This is a genomic window from uncultured Thalassospira sp., from assembly GCF_963976115.1.
GTDB lineage: Bacteria > Pseudomonadota > Alphaproteobacteria > Rhodospirillales > Thalassospiraceae > Thalassospira.
Genome location: NZ_CAXBJJ010000007.1, coordinates 1 through 18,480, shown reverse-complemented (window position 1 = coordinate 18,480; position 18,480 = coordinate 1). Strand labels below are relative to the sequence as shown.

The window sequence follows — 18,480 nt, the reverse complement described above, 5'->3', positions numbered from 1 at the left end:
CCGGCAAGCTATGCCCGGCGGGCCACGCCCGGCGATGCCCCCGTTACCCGCTTAAACGCCCGGCTAAAGGCCGCAGCCGACCCATAACCCAACCGTTCGGCCACCGTATCAACTGGCAAGCGGTCCTGGCTGATCCACTGGGTTGCCAGCCGCATCCGCAAATCGGTTACATAGCGTAGCGGCGTCACACCGGTAATGGCCAAAAACCGTTCAGCAAAAACCGACCGCGATGCCCCCATTTCGGAAGCCATGCTGGCCACCGTCCAGTTGCGGCCCGGTTCACGGTGTAAAGCACCAATGACGCGCCCCAAACGCGGATCGCGCAGGGCCGCGACCCAGCCCGTGGCATCACCGCAGCCACATTCCACCCAGCCCCGGATAATGGATGCCGAAACAACATCGGCCAGACGGGTCACAATGGCGCCATAGCCCGCCCGTTCACGGCAAACTTCGCGTTCCATGGCCTCAAGCATCGGTAAAATTTCCGGGCTGCGTTTAAGAAGGGTGCCGACATGCATGATTTCGGGCATCATCGAAATCAACAACCCCATGCTGCCAAGGTCAAATTCCATACAGCCACTGAAAAACAAAAGACGATCAATTTCGGTCTTTTCGCTTTCGCAGGTATCTATGGCGTCCACTTGCCGACAAATCGGAACGGCGTCAAACCCGGTAATATCAAGCGCCCCCAAATTGGGTGATGACACCATTTCATGGCCCCCGCCGCGCGGCAATAATACCGCATCGCCGGTTTGCAGCACACATTGCGCGCCACTATCGCAACGCACATATACCGGCCCACGGGCGACAAAATGAAATTGCGCCCGCCCCACGTCGGCATCAAAGCGCACGCCAAAAGGCGGCGTCATTTGCACACGGCGGTAATGCAGGCCAACCAGACGCATCCCCAACAGCAATTCGCTTATCAGGTCTGTTGCGCCGCGCCCCGGATCTGTGGCGCGAGATTTCCCGGACGATTGATCAATCATTTAAGAGTATCTGGCATAGATCGTCTGCAATTTCCAGCCTATTTTAGGATCAATCAAAATCACATCCTTATGGACAGGACCGAAACAACAATGACCGACACACAGACAAGTGCTCCGCGCGCTGGCGGGCCTTCGGCCCCGGCGTGGGCGGCCGTCATTTCAATGACGCTGGGCGTTTTCGGGCTGGTAACAGCCGAATTTTTGCCCGCCAGCTTGCTAACCCCGATGGCACATGACCTTGCCATTACCGAAGCCATGGCCGGACAGGCGGTTTCGGCCACCGCCATTATTGCCCTGATCACCTGCCTTTTAATCGCAACATTAACCCGCCGGTTTGACCGCCGTTACGTCTTGCTGGGATTTTCGATTTTACTGATCATATCGAACATTCTGGTGGCAATCGCACCCAACCTTGAATTCCTGATCATGGGGCGGGTGCTGTTAGGGATTGCACTGGGCGGGTTCTGGACGATGGCGGCGGCTGTTGTCATGCGGCTGGTCCCCGAACATCTGATCCCGCGCGCCTTGTCCATTTTGTTTAGCGGCGTATCGATTGCCACGGTTTTTGCCGCCCCATTGGGCAGTTTTCTGGGCGATATTATTGGCTGGCGCAATATCTTCCTGCTGACCGGGGGCGTTGGTGTTGTGGTGTTAATTGTTCAATTCGCCACCCTGCCCCGCCTGGCCCCGGTCGGACATGCCAGTTTACGCACCTTGTTTGAGGTAATGATACGGCCCCGGATGCGCGTTGGCCTGATCCTGACCATGATGATCTTCACCGGCCATTTCGCCATGTTTACCTATGTCCGGCCTTTTTTGGAAAATGTTACCGGCGTTGCGGTTTCAGGTGTCTCGGGCATTTTGCTGGGCTTTGGCATGGCCAATTTCCTGGGCACTTATTTGGGCGGCGCACTGATTGAACGCAATTTAAAGCTGACTCTCAGCGTTATGCCCGTGATCATGGGTCTTGCCGGGCTGGGCCTTGCCACCCTGCAGGGCAGTGCCCCGATTGGCGATGCCATTCTGATTGCCATTTGGGGCATGGCCTTTGGCTCCATGCCCGTAGGCTGGTCCACATGGATTACCCGCACCGTTCCCGACGAAGCCGAAAGTGGCGGCGGGTTGCTTGTTGCCGCCATCCAGTTTGCCATTGCCCTGGGCGCGGCACTGGGCGGGGTTGTTTACACCGCCAGCGGTGCCCTTGGCGTGTTTAGCATCAGTGGATGTTTGTTGCTGGTGGCCGGTGTGGTGGTTGCCATGGGGTTGCGGACAGCCCCGCTTGCCGCGGAACAAAACGAAGCCTGATCGAAAAAGCAAACCCAAAAGAAAACCCGGCCCTCAAAAAGGGGCCGGGCTCGCTTAAAAGAAGCATCGTGCGACCGGGTTGACCAGCCTTAAATCGCACGAACCTTCACCGGGCGCTCTTCTTGAACTTTCAACCGGTTCCGGATCGGACGGCCAAAAGTTTCCGACGAAATTTCAAATTCGTCGCCGTCCCGGGTCGTCACGCCATCGGCAAAGCTAAGGGTTGCTGTACCAAAATAATGGGCATGAATATCGCCGGGATGACAGAACAGATCATATTTAAAATGGTGATATTCCAGGTTCGAAAGCGAATGCGACATATTGTCTTCGCCGCTGACAAACTGCTTTTCCCAAATCACTTCGCCATCACGATACAGCCGCGATGTGCCTTCGACATGGGACGGCAAATCGCCCAGCAATAATTCCGGCCCTAACGCACAGGCCCGCAATTTTGAATGCGCCAGATAAAGGTAATTCTGGCGTTCCATCACATGGTCTGAAAATTCGTTGCCAAGGGCAAAACCCAAACGCACCGGCGTGCCATCATCGTCGATCATGTAAATAGCGGCGATTTCGGGTTCTTCACTGCCATCAAGCGCAAAGGACGGGCTGGGAATGTCGGCACCCGGTGCCACAACCACCGATCCGTCGCCTTTGTAAAACCATTCGGGCTGCACACCCTTCTGGCCTGCGGCAGGTTTGCCCCCTTCAACGCCCATACGGAACATTTTCATCGAATCGGTTTCGTCGGCCTGTTTGTTGGCTGCCGTATGCATGTTGGCGCGCGCCGATGCCGACCCCAAATGGGTCAACCCGGTACCGGTGACCAGAAAATGTGCCGGATCGGTATGGCTGATCGGCGGCAACAAACGCCGGGAACGGGCGACATCTTCGTAATCAATACGGGCATCGCCCATATGTGCGCTTGCCGCGTTGGCAAGGGTTGTGCCATCGGCCAGGGCGATTTTCGCCAGATCCCGCACCGACGCAACACCGCGCAAGGGCACAAGGGTGGCGTTATCTTCAACCACGGCAACAGCAGCGTTGCCTTCTTCATCACGAAATTGAACCAGTCTCATTTTTTTATCCTGCAAGAACGTTTCAGGGCGGGCCAGATAAATCAGGTTTAAACCCAGCCACCATCAACAATAAAATTCTGCGATGAAATCATCCGGCTTTCATCGGATGCCAAAAACAATGCCATCCGGGCAATATCGTCGGGCATCACCTTGTTTTTCAGGCATTGCCGTTCGGCAATTTCCTTTTCGGCGGCTTCATCCACCCACAGGTCAAGCTGGCGTTGCGTCATCACCCAGCCCGGCACCAGTGTATTCACCCGGATACCATCCTTGCCAAGATCCCGCGCCATGCCACGGGTCAGGCCCTGTACCGCCGATTTGGCCGTCGTATAGCCCGGCATGCCGCCCTGCCCCATCATCCAGCTGACCGAACCGAAATTCACAATCGAGCCACCACCCGCCTTGATCATCATGGGCGCAATCGCCTGAATGGCAAAAAACGCGGGGCGGATGTTAATCGCCTGGCGCTGGTCCCAATATTCGGGGGTGACGTCCTGCCATTTATGGCGGGTATCGTTGGCAACATTGTTCAGCAACACGGAAATAGGCCCGTTCTGCGCACTTGCATCCTCCACCGCACGCCGCAGGGCATCAATGTCGGTTAGATCGCATTCGATAAAAAGCGGCACATGCGTCAATGACTTTGCCAGTTCCGTCACCAGCGCGTTACCGTCATCAGCCAGAATGTCAACAAAGGCCACCTTCGCACCCTGCGCGCAAAAGGCTTCGACCAAAGCCTTGCCAATGCCGGTGGCCCCACCGGTGATAAAAACCGAGGCATCCTGAAGGCTGGTATAATGGGTTGGTTTACGATCAGCCATGATGGCGATTTCTCCCTTGATCGGTTTAACCTTGAACCGTCTGGCAACCAGGTTGCAAACGGCAAATATATCGGAAAACCCCGGCGGCACCCCGTGTTAAAACCCGCAGCACATCTAAAACCATCTTTGTTGCGCCCGGCCCTGCCCAAACAACACCGCGATCCCCTTGCAGGAAACGGTTTCACAAACGGTGTTGCAAGGTGGTTTCTGGCGAAAAATGATACATAAACCGGGTTTACGGGTTGGGCAAACGTCACGCAAAACAAGGCACAGGATTACCCGCAAAAGCCATGTTGATGACCGGCCCTGGGCTGCATTCCGGTTTCCTCCTGATATTTGGCTGTCTTTTGACATCATTATTCTTCATACTATAACAGTAATGATCAATCCCGCCGGAGCTGTCAAGACAGCAGGCAGGGGAATGCGAAAACATCACCGCTTTTACCCCTGACTGTCATGCGCTATAAACCGGATGGGTAAAATATCGAAACTCTGGGTCCTGTGCAAAAAACCGGCGGGCAAAGCTGGTTGACCCGAAATGCTTTTGCGGATCAAATAATATTCATATGATATGAATAATGTGCCCTGCGGGCGAAACCGGACGGCTTTGCACGCTGCACCAGGGGAAAATAAATATATGTCATCCATGTCGCGAACCTATGCCAGGCGCAGTCTGCACAGCATCGTGGCCCATGATCTGGGCCGGCGGATTGTTTCGGGGCAATTGGCACCGGGTGACCACTTGCCAACCGAAGCCCTGTTAAGCGAAACGCTGGAGGTATCGCGCACTGCACTGCGCGAGGCGATCAAGATTTTATCGGCCAAAGGCCTGATTGAAAGCCGCCCCAAAACCGGCACACGGGTTAAAGCACGGCATTTCTGGAACCTGCTGGACCCGGATGTTTTGTCGTGGCATTTCCCCGAACCGGACCCGACATTTTTATATGGCCTATTTGAAACCCGCCTGATCATTGAACCCAACACCGCCGCCATGGCCGCCGAACGCCGCAGCGAAAGCCAGCTTGAAACCATTCGCAAGGCTTATCTGGACATGGAACAGGCCGAACCGGGCACCGAAGCGGTTTACCTGACCGACCTTGAATTTCATCAGGCCATTCTTGATGCCTCGCAAAATGATTTCATGAAATCGCTGGGGATGCTGATTGAAAGCGCGCTGATCGGATCGTTCCGCATGTCAAGCGGCGGGCCGAAGGCCCAGGTGCAATCCCTGCCCGACCACAAGGCCGTTTATCAAGCCATTGCCGATCGCGACCCGGATGCCGCGCGCAGTGTGATGCGCCAGTTGCTGCGCCAGACCATGATGCAGTTGCGCGACCAGTTGGGCATGAAAGGCAGCACGGACTGGGAACGGATTACGCTGTAGGGCCGACATTGCCCGGAAAAAGACATATCCGCCAAAATAATGGGCCGCCCGCAAGGACGGCCCATTGATTTTGACACCCATGTTCAAACGGTTGCCCGATATGCTCTGGCCCGTCATCATGTCGCCCCGGCGCGCATGCCGGAAAAGGACCGCGTGATCAGGCGTTGCAGCACGATAAAGCCAAACAGCAAACCACCAATCACGATTTTGGTCCACCAGCTGTTAAGCGACCCGTCAAACGCGATCAGGGTTTGAATAACCCCCATGATGATGCCGCCAAAGAATGTACCGGCAACAAAGCCCATTCCCCCGGTCAACAGGGTGCCGCCAATCACAACAGCGGCAATCGCATCCAGTTCCACACCCACAGCCGCCAGCGGATAGGCCGATGCGGTGTAAAAGGCAAAAACCACCCCGGCCAGTGCACTGAAAATGCCGCTTAGCATATAAACCTGAACAAGGGTCTTCTCGACCGGAATGCCGAGCAATTGTGCCGATTGCCGGTCACCGCCGATGGCATAGACATTACGGCCAAAGCGCGTGTAATGGGCAATGATCATGCCCGCCACAACCGCAACCAGCATCACCAGTGCCGAGGCACTTAACCAACCCCGCCCGGGCAGCGGAATGCGAAAACTGCCAAATGCGCCGACAAAATCATGGGTAATCGGCACGGAATCCAGATTGATCAAAAAGCACATGCCGCGCAGAAAAAACATCCCCGCCAGCGTGATGATAAAAGGCTGAATATCAAATTTGGCAATGATCAGCCCCATAAAGGCCCCGAAGGCCGCCCCAAATACGAGCGACACCATAACCGCGACCAGCGGATGAATACCAAACCCGGTGACCAGTTCGGCCATCAGCACCCCGACAAAGGCAATCATGGAACCGACCGAAAGATCAATCCCGCCCGATAGAATGACAAATGTCATGCCAACGGCAGTAATGATCAAAAAGGCATTGTCGGTCAGAAGATTTCCCAAAACGTAGGTATCGCTGAAGGCGCGATACTCAACCATGCCATACCCGTAAAGCAGCGCACAAACCGCCAGGGTCGCCAAAAGCGGATAATAACGTTCATTGACCATTGCCTGTCCTCCTGCGCCAGAATTTGCCCATCATTTGCCGTGCCCGTGGTGCCTGCACCAGCAAAACCACCATCACCACAGCGGCCTTGACAATCAGGGTATATTGCGATGGCAAGCCCGACAGCAAAATGCCAGTGCCAAGGGCCTGAATGATCAGAACCCCCACCACCGTCAATGCCAGATAAAACCGCCCGCCCATCAGCGCAGCACCGCCGACCACAACGGCTAAAATGGCATCAAGTTCGAGCCAAAGACCGGCATTGTTGGCATCGGCCCCGCGAATGTCAGCCGCAATGATGATCCCGGCCACCGCCGAGCACAGCCCGGAAATAACATAGGCCAAAACCTTGATTCCGCGGGCATCGATCCCGGCCAGGCGACTGGCCCGGGCATTGCCCCCAACCGCCTCGACAAACAGGCCAAGGGCGGTTTTGCGCATGATGGCCCACAAACCGGCAATCACGATGGCGGCAATAATCACGCGCCACGGAATGCCCAGCAAATAGCCGCTGCCGATGGCCTCAAAAAACGCGCCATGAAAGGTGACGATTTGCCCGCCAGTGATCATTTGGGCAATACCGCGCCCGGCCACCATTAAAATCAGCGTGGCAATAATCGGCTGAATATCGAGGAAGGCGACCAGAATACCATTCCAAAGCCCACATAAAAGCCCGGCCCCAAGGGCGGCTAAAATAATGACAAAGGGCGACAGGCTGGTATCGCGGATCAGAACCGCCATCACCGCGCCTGAAATGGCAATGACAGAGCCAACCGACAAATCAATGCCGCGCGTGCCAATGACAATGGCCATGCCCACCGCCACCAGCGCGGTTGACGCCCCGCGATGAACAATATCAACCAGCGAACCATATAAATGGCCGTCAACGACCTTGATGTTAAAAAACGATGGTGAAATCAGCCCGTTGGCCACAATAACCAGCACCAGTGCAATCACCGGCCCCAGCCATTGCCGCGAGACAAGGGCGCGCGGTGCGCCGTTTTTTCCGTCATTTTGCGACGATTTTTTCGTATCTTGCAGTGTTGTCATCGTGCAATCGCCTCGATGATATTGTTTTGGGTAATGTCCGCACCGGAAAGTTCGGTTTCCAGTTCGCGGTCACGCATCACGGCGACCCGGTCGGCAAATGCCACGATTTCTTCAAGCTCCGACGATGCCACCAGCAAAGCCAGCCCTTCGTCGCACAAATCGCGGATCAGCTTGATGATGTCGGCATGTGCGCCCACATCAATCCCCCGGGTTGGTTCATCCAAAATCAGAAAAACCGGTTTTGATACCAGCCAGCGCGCCAAAATAACCTTTTGCTGATTCCCGCCCGAAAGCTGGCCGACCGGCTTTTCACGGTCCGGTGTGGCAATGCCCAATGCCGCGATCATATCATCGGCGAATTTATCCTGCTCGGCGCGCGGAATGGGGCGCAACCACCCCCGCCGCCCCTGCAAGGCCAGGGCGATATTTTCGCGCACCCCCAGTTCCGGCACAATGCCATCCTGTTTACGGTCTTCGGGGCACAGGCCAAACCCGGCCCGGATCGCCTGGCGCGGAGAGCGCAACATCACCGGTTTATCATCAAGAAACACCAATCCGCTATCGGCACGCTGGGCACCGAAAACCAGTTCGGCAAGCTCGGTCCGGCCCGAGCCCAAAAGCCCGGCCAGACCGACAATTTCCCCACCCGACAAACTGAGCGTTACCGGTTTAAGCACCCGTTTTTTGCCCAGATTTTTAATGCGAATATGATTGCCGCGGTCCACCACCTGATCTTTGGCATGGTGGCGATGCGCGCTGATTTCCGCCAGTTCGCGACCCAGCATATGATTGATCAGGTCAATTTGCGGCAACGTTGCTGTTTTAAAGGTGCCCACCAGCCGCCCGTTGCGCAACACGGTGATACGGTCGGTAATTTCGTAAACCTGATCGAGGAAATGGGTGACAAAAACAATGCCAAGGCCCTTTTCGCGAAGGTCGCGCATGATGCGAAACAGGGTTTTAATTTCATCGGCATCCAGCGATGCGGTCGGTTCGTCCAAAATCAGAACCCGCGCATCCAGCGCAACGGCACGGGCAATGGCCACCAGTTGCTGGATCGCCACCGAATATGATCCCAGCGCACGATGAATATCGATATCCAGGCCCAGAATTTTCAGGGCATTCTGGGCATCTGCGATGGTTTTCTTCCAGGAAATCAGTCCAAATTTGCGCGTCTGGCGCTCCAGCATCAGGTTTTCTGCCACCGACAGGGTCGGCACCAGATTAACTTCCTGAAACACTGTTGAAATACCAAGATGCTGTGCCTCGCCGGGGTGGCCTGGATGAATTTCAACACCATCAAGCTGTACTGACCCGGCATCGCGCGGATGCACACCGGTCATCACCTTGATCAAGGTTGACTTACCCGCCCCGTTTTCACCCAAAAGCGCGTGAATTTCGCCCGGCATCAGCGAAAAGTCCACATCCTGCAAGGCTTTGACACCGGGAAAGAATTTACCCACACCACGCGCAGACAGCACCGGTTGTGCGTTATCTGCCATATGATCCTCCCTGATCTATCGCCGCTGTTGCACAAAAGGGCGTGTCCCCGGTTTGCCAAAGGACACGCCAACTTGCCAGCGTTCGCCAGGTGTTTTTCACCTGACGCAGTTATCAGCTGCGATTAGTTGCCGCTGCGTTTTTTGTATTCTTCTGCTGCTGTATCAGGCAGGTAAAGCGGACCATTGGCCATGATCCATTTCGGCACGTCTTTGCCATCCTTCGATGCATTGATCGCATCAAATGCCGGGCCACCCAAATGCGGATTCAGTTCGATCGAGGCATTGGTTTCGCCATCGGCCATGGCCTTGAAAATATCGGGAACACCGTCAATCGACACGATCAGAATGTCTTTGCCCGGTTCCAGGCCAGCTTCCTTGATCGCCTGAACGGCCCCCAGCGCCATATCGTCATTATGGGCATAAACAGCGCAAATGCCTTTGCCGCCATTTTCCGCCTTCAGAAAACTTTCCATCACTTCCTTGCCGCCCGAACGGGTAAAGTCACCCGACTGCGACCGCAGGATTTTCATGCTGGGAAAATTATCGATAACGGCCTGAAAACCAGCCTTGCGATCATTGGCAGCAGACGAGCCAACGGTGCCCTGCAATTCCACCAGATCACACACACCACTGGTTTTTGCGGCCAGCCACGATGCCGCAAGTGCACCTTCCTGAACAAAGTCAGACGCGACCTTGGTCAGATAAAGCGATTCATCGGCCGCCACCCCACGGTCAATCAACACCACGGGAATGCCGGCATCCTTGGCTTCTTTCAACACCTGGTCCCAGCCGGTTTCCACCACCGGGGCCAGCAAAATACCATCCACGCCCTGGGCAATGAATGAGCGAACGGCTTTGATCTGGTTTTCCTGTTTTTGCTGCGCGTCGGAAAATTTTAAATCAATGCCGCGTTTTTCGGCTTCTGCCTTGATCGACGCGGTTTCAGATGTGCGCCAGCCACTTTCCGACCCGATTTGGGAAAAACCGATGATCATTTCTGCCTGTGCCGCAACCGAAAGCCCCATGCCGATGCACATGGTGGCACCCGCAAAAGCCAGTTTTTTAAGCCGTTTCATTATTTCCTCCCTGAATTAGCCTTCTCATGAAAAGCCATATAGTATTACAATATGATTGTTACCAAGACAATCACATCCATAACCACAAATTGATAATCGCAGGTTTCTGCGGTTTTATCAGGGACAGAAACAGAAAAAAGGACGCCGGAATGTCGCTTGGCCGCACTTCCCACAGGCTCACAACCTTAGAAAACAAACAGATTCGCGTGGGGTTTTGCAATCAAGGCGCGCGAATTATGTATTTTTACCTGAAAAATGATTCCAATGATCCCGTAAACATCGCATTGGGGTTTCCAGACATCGCCGATTACGCCCGCCAGGACAGTTACATTGGCGCAACCTGTGGGCGATACGCCAACCGTATTGCCGGTGCATCCTACACCGATTTACACGGCAACAAAGTATTGCTTGCCGCCAATGAAGGGCAAAATTTGCTGCATGGCGGCCCGGACGGATTTGACCGCCGGACATGGATGATCATGGAAGAAACCGCAACCAGCGTGATTTATGCCCTGTCATCGCCCGATGGCGATCAGGGATTTCCCGGTGCATTTCACACCATTGTTCGTTATGAAGTGGCGGGAAACAGCCTGCGCTGCGAAATTTCGGCCACCTGTGATGCCCCCACCATCGTCAATATGACCAATCACAGCTATTGGAACCTGTCGGGCAGATTTGACCAAAGTGCCGCCGATCATGAACTGGAAATTCACGCCGACCAGTATTTGCCGGTGGATGAGAGTTTGATCCCGCTGCCCGGTCGGGCCGATGTTGCAGGCACCAGATTTGATTTTCGCACATCCCGGCCCATCCATGATCCGTCTGACAGCGATCCATCCTATGATCATAATTTCTGCCTGACGGGAAAACGCGGCACCTTGCGCAAAATTGCTACGCTGTATCATGGCGCAAGCAACCGCAAACTCACCCTGTCAAGCACCGAGGCCGGGTTGCAGTTTTATCTGTCCAAACATTTCAACGCCACCATGACGGCGCAAAATGGCGACAAACTGCATCCGCAAGCCGGGATCGCGCTGGAACCCCAAACCTTTCCCGACAGCCCCAACCGCGATGACTTCCCCGCTCCGTTCCTTTTGCCGGGCGATACCTATTCCCACATCATGGTCTGGCGGGTTGATAGCTAAAACCTTCAGGCACGCAGGCGCCGCCACAATCGCCGGTCAAGGGCAAAGCGCCCGCCGCCGATGGCGACCAGAACAACCAGCGGGAAAATCCACAATATCCGCTGGTCCAGTACACTTGCCGGGTCGCCATCAAACAAGGCCCCCGGCATTGCCCCATGGGCATAAATATCGACCAGCGACTGCACCGTGATAAAGCCGACCATCCCCAACGCTGCCAACCGGGTGGCTACACCCAAAACAATCAATATGGGCAAAACAAACTCGGCCAGTGTTCCGGCAATCACGATGATGTGCCACGGAAAAAAGGCAATCGCACCGGGGTCATAGGAATGGGCCTCGGCAATCGCCGGAATAATCTGGGCAAAGGCACCGGCACCGGGCGAAAAAACGCCCAACGGTCCCATGCCCGGCTTGGTCAGGGCGCTGTTTAAATAATAGGGCCACAGCACGGCAGCAAAAATAAACCGCGCGGTTAAACCGCCCAGCCAGTCATTCCAGTATGCTGTGCCGGTTTGTGCCAGTTTATACCCCTGTTTTGCCAGTGCAGATATTGCCAACCTTGCCAAAACCATTATTCCCCCACCGTAAATCCACCAAACATTCCCGATGCCAGCAATTGGGCAAACACCGGCGTGACGTCAAATGCCGCGTGCTTTGCCAATGCATCCTCAAAAGCAGCCCCAACCGACAGTCCTGCCCGCAACTGCCGTGCAAAAACCGTCGCCCCGGCATCAAGCATCGCGATTTGCACCTTGAAATATGGTCGCGTGATCAAAACCGTTTCCGCACGATCCGGGATCGTCACCGGCCCGGATCTTTCATGATCTGCCTGATGGGCCTGCCACAGCGATACAATTGGAAAATCCGATATCATCAGCCGTGCTGCGGGATGAACTGTGAACCGTATGTCCACCAGCCTGTCTTCCAACCCGGCCAGATCAGAAGCCGCCATTGCAGGGGCATCGGCTTCGTGCAGGGCTTCCAGCCATGCCCGCTCCAACCGTGCTACATCAGGAAGATAAGGCACGCGGGCAATGGCTTCATGCTGTGCTAGAAATGCAGCAAAACCGCCCCCATACAGGGCCAGCGACGGCGCACATTGGTCCTCGGCCCGCATATACTGCGCTGCCATTGCATAAAAAAAGCTGTCCCCGACCAGTTTTTTCACCACCGGATAGGCTGCGGCCAATGCCTCTTGCAAACCGCGATGGACATTGTTGCGATAAATGGCAAACCGCTGTGATGCACGCGGATCAAACCCGGCGGGAGCGGCCGAAGGATTTTCATCCATCAGCGCATTGGCAAAGGCCCGATGAAAAGCAGCATCACCATTTTTTACGCCATCCGGGTCCAACGCGACCTGTGCTGTTCCGTTCATAATGCCCCCCTACGAGGTTGATTTTCACAAGCGTCAATCACCCTGTTGGCCTGTTCTGCCTCGCGCGCCAGCATTTGCCAGTCGGGTATGTCGTTATCCCATTCAATCAGGGTTGGTTTGGCACCAATGCGGTCAATCAACCGCTGATACAGTGCCCAAACCGGGCTTGCGACCGGGCGGGAATGGGTATCAATCAACACATTGTCGCTTGTATCGGCATCCTGTTCATGCCCGGCCAAATGAATTTCACCAATCAGGTCGCCGGGTAAAACATCGATATAGCTGTTGGCGTCAAATCCCAGATTATGGGCGCTAATGAAAATGTTGTTCACATCAATCAACAACCCACAGCCCGATTGCCGGGCCGCTTGAAGGATGAAATCGGTTTCCGGCATCGAATTTTGCGGCAAGGCCAGATAAGAGGTCGGATTTTCAATTAATATCCGCCGCCCAACCGCGCTCTGCATCTGGTCAATCGCGTCAACCAGATGCGCAAGGCTTGCGCTCGTCAGCGGTGTTGGCAGCAAATCGGCCAGATATTTTCCGTCATGGCCCGACCACGCAATATGCTCAGACACCAGCCCCGGTTCAAACCGGTCAACCAGCGCCCGCAAAGATCGCAGATGATTTTTATCAAGCGGCGCGCCGCCACCCAGCGATAACCCCACCCCGTGCATGGACAGGGGAAAACGTTCACGCAATTGGGTCAACATATGCAAGCGCGGCCCGCCCGATACCATATAGTTTTCGGGATGAACCTCGAACCAGGCAACCGGATCGGCATTTTCAAAAATATCGACCGCATGTTCGGCCTTAAACCCCACCCCGGCACGGGCTGGAATAGCGCCAGACGGCATAACGGTTTTGAAAATATTGTCCGAATTCTGGGCACGGGGCGCGATCACAAAACGTATCCTTTTGGTATGTCAGATGCAAAAATTTCGGCGCGCCTGTTTAAGAGCCGCGCCGAAAAATGGCTTACATTGCAGGCAGGTCACGATCGAGCTTGGTCAGGCTGCCATGAACCATACGGCCATCTGCCGTGGTAAAGGACATATCTTCGCAGGTGCCAGCCGGTACCAGCTTCCAGGAATTACCCTGATAATCGACCTTGGAAGTCCCGGCACATGTGGTCCCCGGACCAGCGGCACATTCGTTCTGGCCTGCCATGGAAACACCAAAGCATTTCTCCTGGCCATCTGCGGCAGAGGCATGGGTTGCAGCCATTGACAGGCCGGCCGAAAGTGCTGCTGCCAAAACAAGTGCTTTTTTCATTTCTGTTTTCCCTTTGGTAAAAGTTCCCGATTTTGAATGTCGCGGCGGTTTTTCCCATTCGCTGCGACACTCTTTTGATAGCAACCACAAGGCACACCGTCACTGCAACTCGTGCACACGACCCTTCAACACGATGTGACAATAAATCCTTTTGATTTCACGCCGATGTGAGGATAAATCGGCGTATTCATTCCCCCTCTGCTCCCATCAGCCTCGAAATGCCCCTCGTAAATCGCCCAAATAATAAACCAGGGGTTGATGAAATCAGCACCGCGAAATTTTGTGAAATCGTCAGAATATCGCCCCTTGCCAGAGACAAACAATTGGCTGTCAGGCATTGAAAATACTGGAATAATCGTTTTAAAACTCCGAAAACCAGCCGCTCGTCGCAGCGTTTCCTATCGCCGTTTGGGCCCGCTTTTGACGCACAAAAAGCACACCAATAACGTTCAACCCGGATCCCTCACCAAAATCCGGAAAAATCCAAATAGATCCATTGATAACAAACAGTTATGCTGAATTTTGACTTCATCCGAATTGACAGGGTGTTTTTCGCGATCCCGTCCCGCCACGACAAGGGCGCCTGGGGTTGAGGTCCGGGCCTTGATGGCGTTCATGACATAGAGGACAGCTTCTCTGGTTCACGGCGAGTCCGGCTTTGCCCACGACAACCTGACGCGCGGGTCAAAACCAACCGCATGGACTATATCTTCTGCCTGGCGCGCAACGACCGTCTGCGCCACAAGGTCCATAGCGTGCCCGACGCCTGCCGCTGTAAACAGACCTTCTTCATAGCCTGGAAAGCCCTGGTCCCGACATCAGAACGATCCCGTCACCCTGCCAAAATCCCATGGCGGGCAATCCGGGTCCGTCCTCATTTCCCGATCAATCGTGAAAAATAAGATGCTAAAAAAGCCTGGTTCCATCGCCGGGTTAAAGCCAGCATCACTCCGGCGATGAAACCTTTTTTGCCTTGGGTAATCCAAAGCTAATCGCCCACCCTGCCAAAAGGAACAGGGCCGATACAACCAGGCATCCCACCAGCCCGCCATACAAATAGGCGACACCCGAAAGAATGGTTCCCGCCAGACGCCCGACTGCGTTTGACATGTAATAAAAACCGACATTCATTGCGACCTTGTCGCCGTGGGCATATTCCAAAATAAGATAGGAATGCAGCGATGAATTCACCGCAAAAACCAGCCCGAAAACAAGAAGCCCGCCCAAAACCGCCAGTTCCGGGGCAATATTGAAATGAACCGTGGCAGCAATCGCAATGGTTACAACGATCAGAGCAAAAATCCACAGGCGTGCTGTTATGCCATCGGGCGCAGTGCTGTCGGCCCGCAGCAATTTGGGGGCAATAGCCTGAATAAAACCATACCCAACCACCCAGAGCGCCATATAAGAGCCGACTTCGATCTCTCCCCAGCCCAGTTCGGATGTCAGAAAGACGGGCAGCCCGACCACAAACCAGATATCGCGTGATCCAAACAGAAACAACCGTGCCGCAGAAAGAATATTGATGCGGCGATCTTTGGAAAAAACTTCGCGAAATTTCGGCTTGGCACTGCCTGCGGGTTTCGCCATCTCGTTGCCCAGGCTAACTGCTACGGAAATCAGCAACAGGGTCAAACCCGCCGACATGGCCAGCAAGGCCCCGCCAAAACCAAACCACGCCAACAAGGCTCCGCCCAGAAAAAACCCTGCCCCTTTAAGGGCATTCTTTGATCCGGTCAGAAGCGCGACCCAGCGAAACAATGCACCATCAGCATCGGTCGGAACAAGAACCTTGATCGCGCTTTTGGCCGACATTTTGGTCAGATCTTTGGCCACACCCGAGGCCGCCTGCAACCCCATCACATAAGCAACTGATATCCAGGGTAACCAGTGCGGATCAATTTGCGACAGGGCGGAAAGCGACAGAATTTGCAAAATCAGGCCGGCAAACAGGGTAAATCGCAATCCTTTTGCCTGTGCCAGCCACCCTCCGACCAGATTGGTTATGATCCCGGCGAACTCATAAAGAGTAAACAAAAGGGCTATTTCAAACGCGGAATATCCCAGATTATAGAAATGCAACAAAACGAGCATTCGCAACGCACCATCTGTCAGGGTAAAACCCCAATAGGCGGCGGTAACAAGAGCATAGTTGCGGATGGCGACCGACATTCCGGTTTCCTACAGGCTGGTGCCGACCTTGGTCAACAGATTGACCATACGGCACACATAACCCCATTCGTTATCGTACCAGGCAAGAATTTTGACCTGTCGTTTATCGATGACCATGGTTGATGCGGCGTCAATAATCGACGAGCGCGGATCGTTCAGGTAATCCACACTGACAAGCGGTCGTTCCTCATAACCAAGAATACCGGCAAGATATGTTTCCGATGCCTCGCGCAGCAAAGAATTAACAGTTGAGACATCGGTATCCTGGGCCACCTCGAACACACAATCGGTCAGCGACGCATTTAGCAAAGGAACGCGGACGGCAATCCCGTTCAGCTTTCCGCTCAGTTCCGGATAAATCATCGTGATCGCCGTTGCCGATCCGGTGCTGGTCGGTATCAGCGATTGCAGGCAGGAACGCGCCCGGCGCAAATCCTTGTGCGGCAGATCCACCACGGTCTGGGTATTGGTTACATCATGAATGGTCGTGATCGATCCGTGCACAATGCCAATTTTTTCATGAATAACCTTGACCACCGGGGCCAGGCAGTTGGTTGTGCAACTCGCCGCTGTCAAAAGATGGTGCCGGGCGGGGTCATAAAGATCATCATTCACGCCATAAACAATATTAAGCGCCCCTTCCTTCACCGGCGCGGCAACAATCACCTTCCTGACACCCTGATCGAAATAAGGCTGAAGCGTATCTGGCGTTTTGAATTTTCCCGTGCATTCCAGAACAATATCGCAACCAATCCCGGCCCAATCCGTATCGCCAGGATCGGAATTGTCACTAAAGCTCAGGACATGCATCTGATCAATGATGATCTTGTCATTCCCACACGTGACCTGCTTGTTCCAGCGCCCATGAACGGAATCAAATTCCAGCAAATGGGCTGCCGTGGCAGCCCCCCCGCTGATTTCGTTGACATGAACAAACTCAAGATCGGGATGCCCCCACCCTGCGCGTAATGCAAGTCGGCCCATTCTGCCAAAGCCGTTAATCCCAATTCGTATCTTGCTGTTCATTATCACGTCTCCGAAATCTTGTCTTTCCCCACAGGCCCGGCCCGTGACATGTTTTGTCAGATTTGGCAATTGTCAGGCCGGGTCACTTACGGGCATGGTCGTTTCGCCAATTTGATCCAGTCTGCGTTGCAGCGACATGCGATCCAGTGACGCAAACGGCAAACTGGTGAAAATCGAAATCCGGTTCCGCAACATGCGATAGGTTTCAGCAAATGCAAGACGAATTTCAGCTTCTGTCCCTGTTGCAGCGGCAGGATCAGGAACCCCCCAATGTGCACTCATCGGGGCACCGGGAAAAACAGGGCAGCTTTCTTTTGCGGTCTGATCGCAGACCGTAAAAATAAAATCAAATTTGATTTCGTCCTGCTGCGAATAAACTTCCATCGGCTTGGAGGAAAACACCGTCAGATCATGCCCCAATCCTGAAAGCAAGTCTGCTGTATAGGGGTGCAGGGCGCCGCGGGGATGGGATCCCGCGCTATAAGCATGAAAATGATTACTTCCTTCGCCGTTCATAATGGCCTCGGCCATGATCGAACGCGCCGAATTCCCCTGACACAGAAACAGGATATTATAACTTCCGCCTGACATGTTTTTTACTCCGGTATGTAAAAACGACAAAATATAATCAGCAGTATTCAAACATCCACACAAAGCGATCAGGACCGCAGCTTTCTGTCTAACCGCACAACTGTCATGAACGCGGAACCCCCAAAACGGATGCCACATTCAAAAATTCCATATGTCCGGATTTATCGACATGAATAAGATAGGGCAAGTGACACTTTCATGTCAGAAATTCCGGATGCTTTCCGGGTCCACAATCCGGTGATTTTCGCGACACCCCGGGATTATGCATCCTTACATAATCGGCCCACCCTCGACCGTTCCCTCAGCGTGAAACGATATCAACCCGGATTCCCCCGGATTCATCCTCAGATTTACGCATCATCCTCATTTCCGTAATAAAATCTGAATGTTAGAATGAATTCCCGGTTTCCAAAAAATAACAGGGTGTTTTTTCGATGCCGTTTTCAGATTTCGGTCGGCGCAAGGTTCTGGCGGTATTTGATGGTGACGGGTCCGGGGGGATGTATGTGCAAGACGATCCGCAGTCTGAAACCCTGCTTTATGGTAAGCGTCTCACCACGGCTACCTTGACAGGTTTGTGATACCAGTTTCCGAGAGG

The 18,480-nt window shown here is 54.2% G+C and carries 18 protein-coding genes; 4 read left to right on the top strand and 14 right to left on the bottom strand.

The window, feature by feature from the left end:
* Positions 1-8: 8 nt before the first annotated feature.
* Entirely contained in the window at positions 9-989 is a 981-nt protein-coding gene (locus tag AAC086_RS10215) for an AraC family transcriptional regulator (protein ID WP_339778446.1), read from the bottom strand.
* A gap of 90 nt (positions 990-1,079) precedes the next feature.
* Here AAC086_RS10215 and AAC086_RS10210 point away from each other — a divergent pair, with 90 nt between their 5' ends.
* Entirely contained in the window at positions 1,080-2,294 is a 1,215-nt protein-coding gene (locus tag AAC086_RS10210) for an MFS transporter (protein WP_339778445.1), read from the top strand.
* Between the two features lie 89 nt (positions 2,295-2,383).
* Here the strand turns inward: AAC086_RS10210 and araD1 are convergent, their stop codons facing one another.
* Together araD1 and AAC086_RS10200 are read right to left on the bottom strand one after the other, a co-directional pair.
* The gene (gene araD1, locus AAC086_RS10205; RefSeq protein WP_339778444.1) at positions 2,384-3,373 is read right to left on the bottom strand and encodes an AraD1 family protein; all 990 of its coding nucleotides are present in this window, start codon (positions 3,371-3,373) and stop codon (positions 2,384-2,386) included.
* 47 nt (positions 3,374-3,420) lie between these two features.
* Positions 3,421-4,194, bottom strand: a complete 774-nt coding sequence (locus tag AAC086_RS10200; RefSeq protein ID WP_339778443.1) for an SDR family oxidoreductase — start codon at positions 4,192-4,194, stop codon at positions 3,421-3,423.
* Between the two features lie 637 nt (positions 4,195-4,831).
* On the opposite strand from AAC086_RS10200, the gene AAC086_RS10195 reads away from it, so the two are divergent.
* On the top strand, positions 4,832-5,578 hold the full coding sequence (locus tag AAC086_RS10195; protein ID WP_339778441.1) for a FadR/GntR family transcriptional regulator: 747 nt from the start codon (positions 4,832-4,834) through the stop codon (positions 5,576-5,578).
* 116 nt (positions 5,579-5,694) lie between these two features.
* Here the strand turns inward: AAC086_RS10195 and yjfF are convergent, their stop codons facing one another.
* The 4 genes from yjfF to AAC086_RS10175 all read right to left on the bottom strand — a co-directional run bounded on the left by yjfF (position 5,695) and on the right by AAC086_RS10175 (position 10,295).
* Positions 5,695-6,669: a galactofuranose ABC transporter, permease protein YjfF gene (yjfF, locus tag AAC086_RS10190; protein ID WP_339778439.1), complete on the bottom strand. Its 975-nt coding sequence runs from the start codon at positions 6,667-6,669 to the stop codon at positions 5,695-5,697.
* Positions 6,659-7,717: an ABC transporter permease gene (locus AAC086_RS10185; RefSeq protein WP_339778438.1), complete on the bottom strand. Its 1,059-nt coding sequence runs from the start codon at positions 7,715-7,717 to the stop codon at positions 6,659-6,661. Before AAC086_RS10185 ends, yjfF begins: the two co-directional genes overlap by 11 nt.
* The gene (locus AAC086_RS10180; protein ID WP_339778436.1) at positions 7,714-9,219 is read right to left on the bottom strand and encodes a sugar ABC transporter ATP-binding protein; all 1,506 of its coding nucleotides are present in this window, start codon (positions 9,217-9,219) and stop codon (positions 7,714-7,716) included. The genes AAC086_RS10185 and AAC086_RS10180 overlap by 4 nt, the downstream gene beginning before the upstream one ends.
* Positions 9,220-9,341: 122 nt before the next feature.
* Positions 9,342-10,295 carry an ABC transporter substrate-binding protein gene (locus tag AAC086_RS10175; RefSeq protein WP_339778434.1) on the bottom strand — a complete coding sequence of 318 codons (954 nt, stop codon included), beginning with the start codon at positions 10,293-10,295 and terminating at the stop codon, positions 9,342-9,344.
* 26 nt (positions 10,296-10,321) lie between these two features.
* Here AAC086_RS10175 and AAC086_RS10170 point away from each other — a divergent pair, with 26 nt between their 5' ends.
* On the top strand, positions 10,322-11,440 hold the full coding sequence (locus tag AAC086_RS10170; protein ID WP_339778432.1) for an aldose epimerase family protein: 1,119 nt from the start codon (positions 10,322-10,324) through the stop codon (positions 11,438-11,440).
* Between the two features lie 5 nt (positions 11,441-11,445).
* On the opposite strand, the gene AAC086_RS10165 is transcribed toward AAC086_RS10170, so the two are convergent.
* The 7 genes from AAC086_RS10165 to AAC086_RS10135 form a co-directional block, all read right to left on the bottom strand.
* On the bottom strand, positions 11,446-12,012 hold the full coding sequence (locus AAC086_RS10165) for a hypothetical protein (protein ID WP_339778430.1): 567 nt from the start codon (positions 12,010-12,012) through the stop codon (positions 11,446-11,448).
* Positions 12,012-12,818: a DNA-binding domain-containing protein gene (locus AAC086_RS10160; protein ID WP_339778428.1), complete on the bottom strand. Its 807-nt coding sequence runs from the start codon at positions 12,816-12,818 to the stop codon at positions 12,012-12,014. Before AAC086_RS10160 ends, AAC086_RS10165 begins: the two co-directional genes overlap by 1 nt.
* Positions 12,815-13,723, bottom strand: a complete 909-nt coding sequence (locus AAC086_RS10155) for a DUF692 domain-containing protein (RefSeq protein WP_339778426.1) — start codon at positions 13,721-13,723, stop codon at positions 12,815-12,817. Before AAC086_RS10155 ends, AAC086_RS10160 begins: the two co-directional genes overlap by 4 nt.
* Before the next feature lie 73 nt (positions 13,724-13,796).
* Positions 13,797-14,093 (bottom strand): DUF2282 domain-containing protein, encoded by a 297-nt coding sequence (locus tag AAC086_RS10150; protein ID WP_339778424.1) that lies wholly within the window; start codon positions 14,091-14,093, stop codon positions 13,797-13,799.
* Between the two features lie 945 nt (positions 14,094-15,038).
* A complete protein-coding gene (gene arsJ / locus AAC086_RS10145; RefSeq protein ID WP_339778422.1) occupies positions 15,039-16,265 on the bottom strand; it encodes an organoarsenical effux MFS transporter ArsJ in 1,227 nt (408 codons plus the stop codon).
* Positions 16,266-16,274: 9 nt separating this feature from the next.
* Positions 16,275-17,291: an ArsJ-associated glyceraldehyde-3-phosphate dehydrogenase gene (locus tag AAC086_RS10140; RefSeq protein WP_339778420.1), complete on the bottom strand. Its 1,017-nt coding sequence runs from the start codon at positions 17,289-17,291 to the stop codon at positions 16,275-16,277.
* Positions 17,292-17,363: 72 nt separating this feature from the next.
* Positions 17,364-17,882 carry an arsenate reductase ArsC gene (locus tag AAC086_RS10135; protein ID WP_339778418.1) on the bottom strand — a complete coding sequence of 173 codons (519 nt, stop codon included), beginning with the start codon at positions 17,880-17,882 and terminating at the stop codon, positions 17,364-17,366.
* Between the two features lie 434 nt (positions 17,883-18,316).
* On the opposite strand from AAC086_RS10135, the gene AAC086_RS10130 reads away from it, so the two are divergent.
* Entirely contained in the window at positions 18,317-18,463 is a 147-nt protein-coding gene (locus tag AAC086_RS10130; protein WP_339778416.1) for a hypothetical protein, read from the top strand.
* Positions 18,464-18,480 lie beyond the last annotated feature (17 nt).

What these genes read in the sequence shown, in the direction of transcription:
- AAC086_RS10200 (WP_339778443.1), bottom strand. Translation starts at nt 4,194, where the DNA reads ATGGCTGATCGTAAACCAACCCATTATACCAGCCTTCAGGATGCCTCG.
- AAC086_RS10195 (WP_339778441.1), top strand. Translation starts at nt 4,832, where the DNA reads ATGTCATCCATGTCGCGAACCTATGCCAGGCGCAGTCTGCACAGCATC.
- AAC086_RS10180 (WP_339778436.1), bottom strand. Translation starts at nt 9,219, where the DNA reads ATGGCAGATAACGCACAACCGGTGCTGTCTGCGCGTGGTGTGGGTAAA.
- AAC086_RS10210 (WP_339778445.1), top strand. Translation starts at nt 1,080, where the DNA reads ATGACCGACACACAGACAAGTGCTCCGCGCGCTGGCGGGCCTTCGGCC.
- AAC086_RS10215 (WP_339778446.1), bottom strand. Translation starts at nt 989, where the DNA reads ATGATTGATCAATCGTCCGGGAAATCTCGCGCCACAGATCCGGGGCGC.
- AAC086_RS10140 (WP_339778420.1), bottom strand. Translation starts at nt 17,291, where the DNA reads ATGAACAGCAAGATACGAATTGGGATTAACGGCTTTGGCAGAATGGGC.
- AAC086_RS10160 (WP_339778428.1), bottom strand. Translation starts at nt 12,818, where the DNA reads ATGAACGGAACAGCACAGGTCGCGTTGGACCCGGATGGCGTAAAAAAT.
- AAC086_RS10150 (WP_339778424.1), bottom strand. Translation starts at nt 14,093, where the DNA reads ATGAAAAAAGCACTTGTTTTGGCAGCAGCACTTTCGGCCGGCCTGTCA.
- AAC086_RS10130 (WP_339778416.1), top strand. Translation starts at nt 18,317, where the DNA reads ATGCCGTTTTCAGATTTCGGTCGGCGCAAGGTTCTGGCGGTATTTGAT.
- AAC086_RS10185 (WP_339778438.1), bottom strand. Translation starts at nt 7,717, where the DNA reads ATGACAACACTGCAAGATACGAAAAAATCGTCGCAAAATGACGGAAAA.
- araD1 (WP_339778444.1), bottom strand. Translation starts at nt 3,373, where the DNA reads ATGAGACTGGTTCAATTTCGTGATGAAGAAGGCAACGCTGCTGTTGCC.
- yjfF (WP_339778439.1), bottom strand. Translation starts at nt 6,669, where the DNA reads ATGGTCAATGAACGTTATTATCCGCTTTTGGCGACCCTGGCGGTTTGT.
- arsJ (WP_339778422.1), bottom strand. Translation starts at nt 16,265, where the DNA reads ATGTCGGTCGCCATCCGCAACTATGCTCTTGTTACCGCCGCCTATTGG.
- AAC086_RS10165 (WP_339778430.1), bottom strand. Translation starts at nt 12,012, where the DNA reads ATGGTTTTGGCAAGGTTGGCAATATCTGCACTGGCAAAACAGGGGTAT.
- AAC086_RS10170 (WP_339778432.1), top strand. Translation starts at nt 10,322, where the DNA reads ATGAAAAGCCATATAGTATTACAATATGATTGTTACCAAGACAATCAC.
- AAC086_RS10175 (WP_339778434.1), bottom strand. Translation starts at nt 10,295, where the DNA reads ATGAAACGGCTTAAAAAACTGGCTTTTGCGGGTGCCACCATGTGCATC.
- AAC086_RS10135 (WP_339778418.1), bottom strand. Translation starts at nt 17,882, where the DNA reads ATGTCAGGCGGAAGTTATAATATCCTGTTTCTGTGTCAGGGGAATTCG.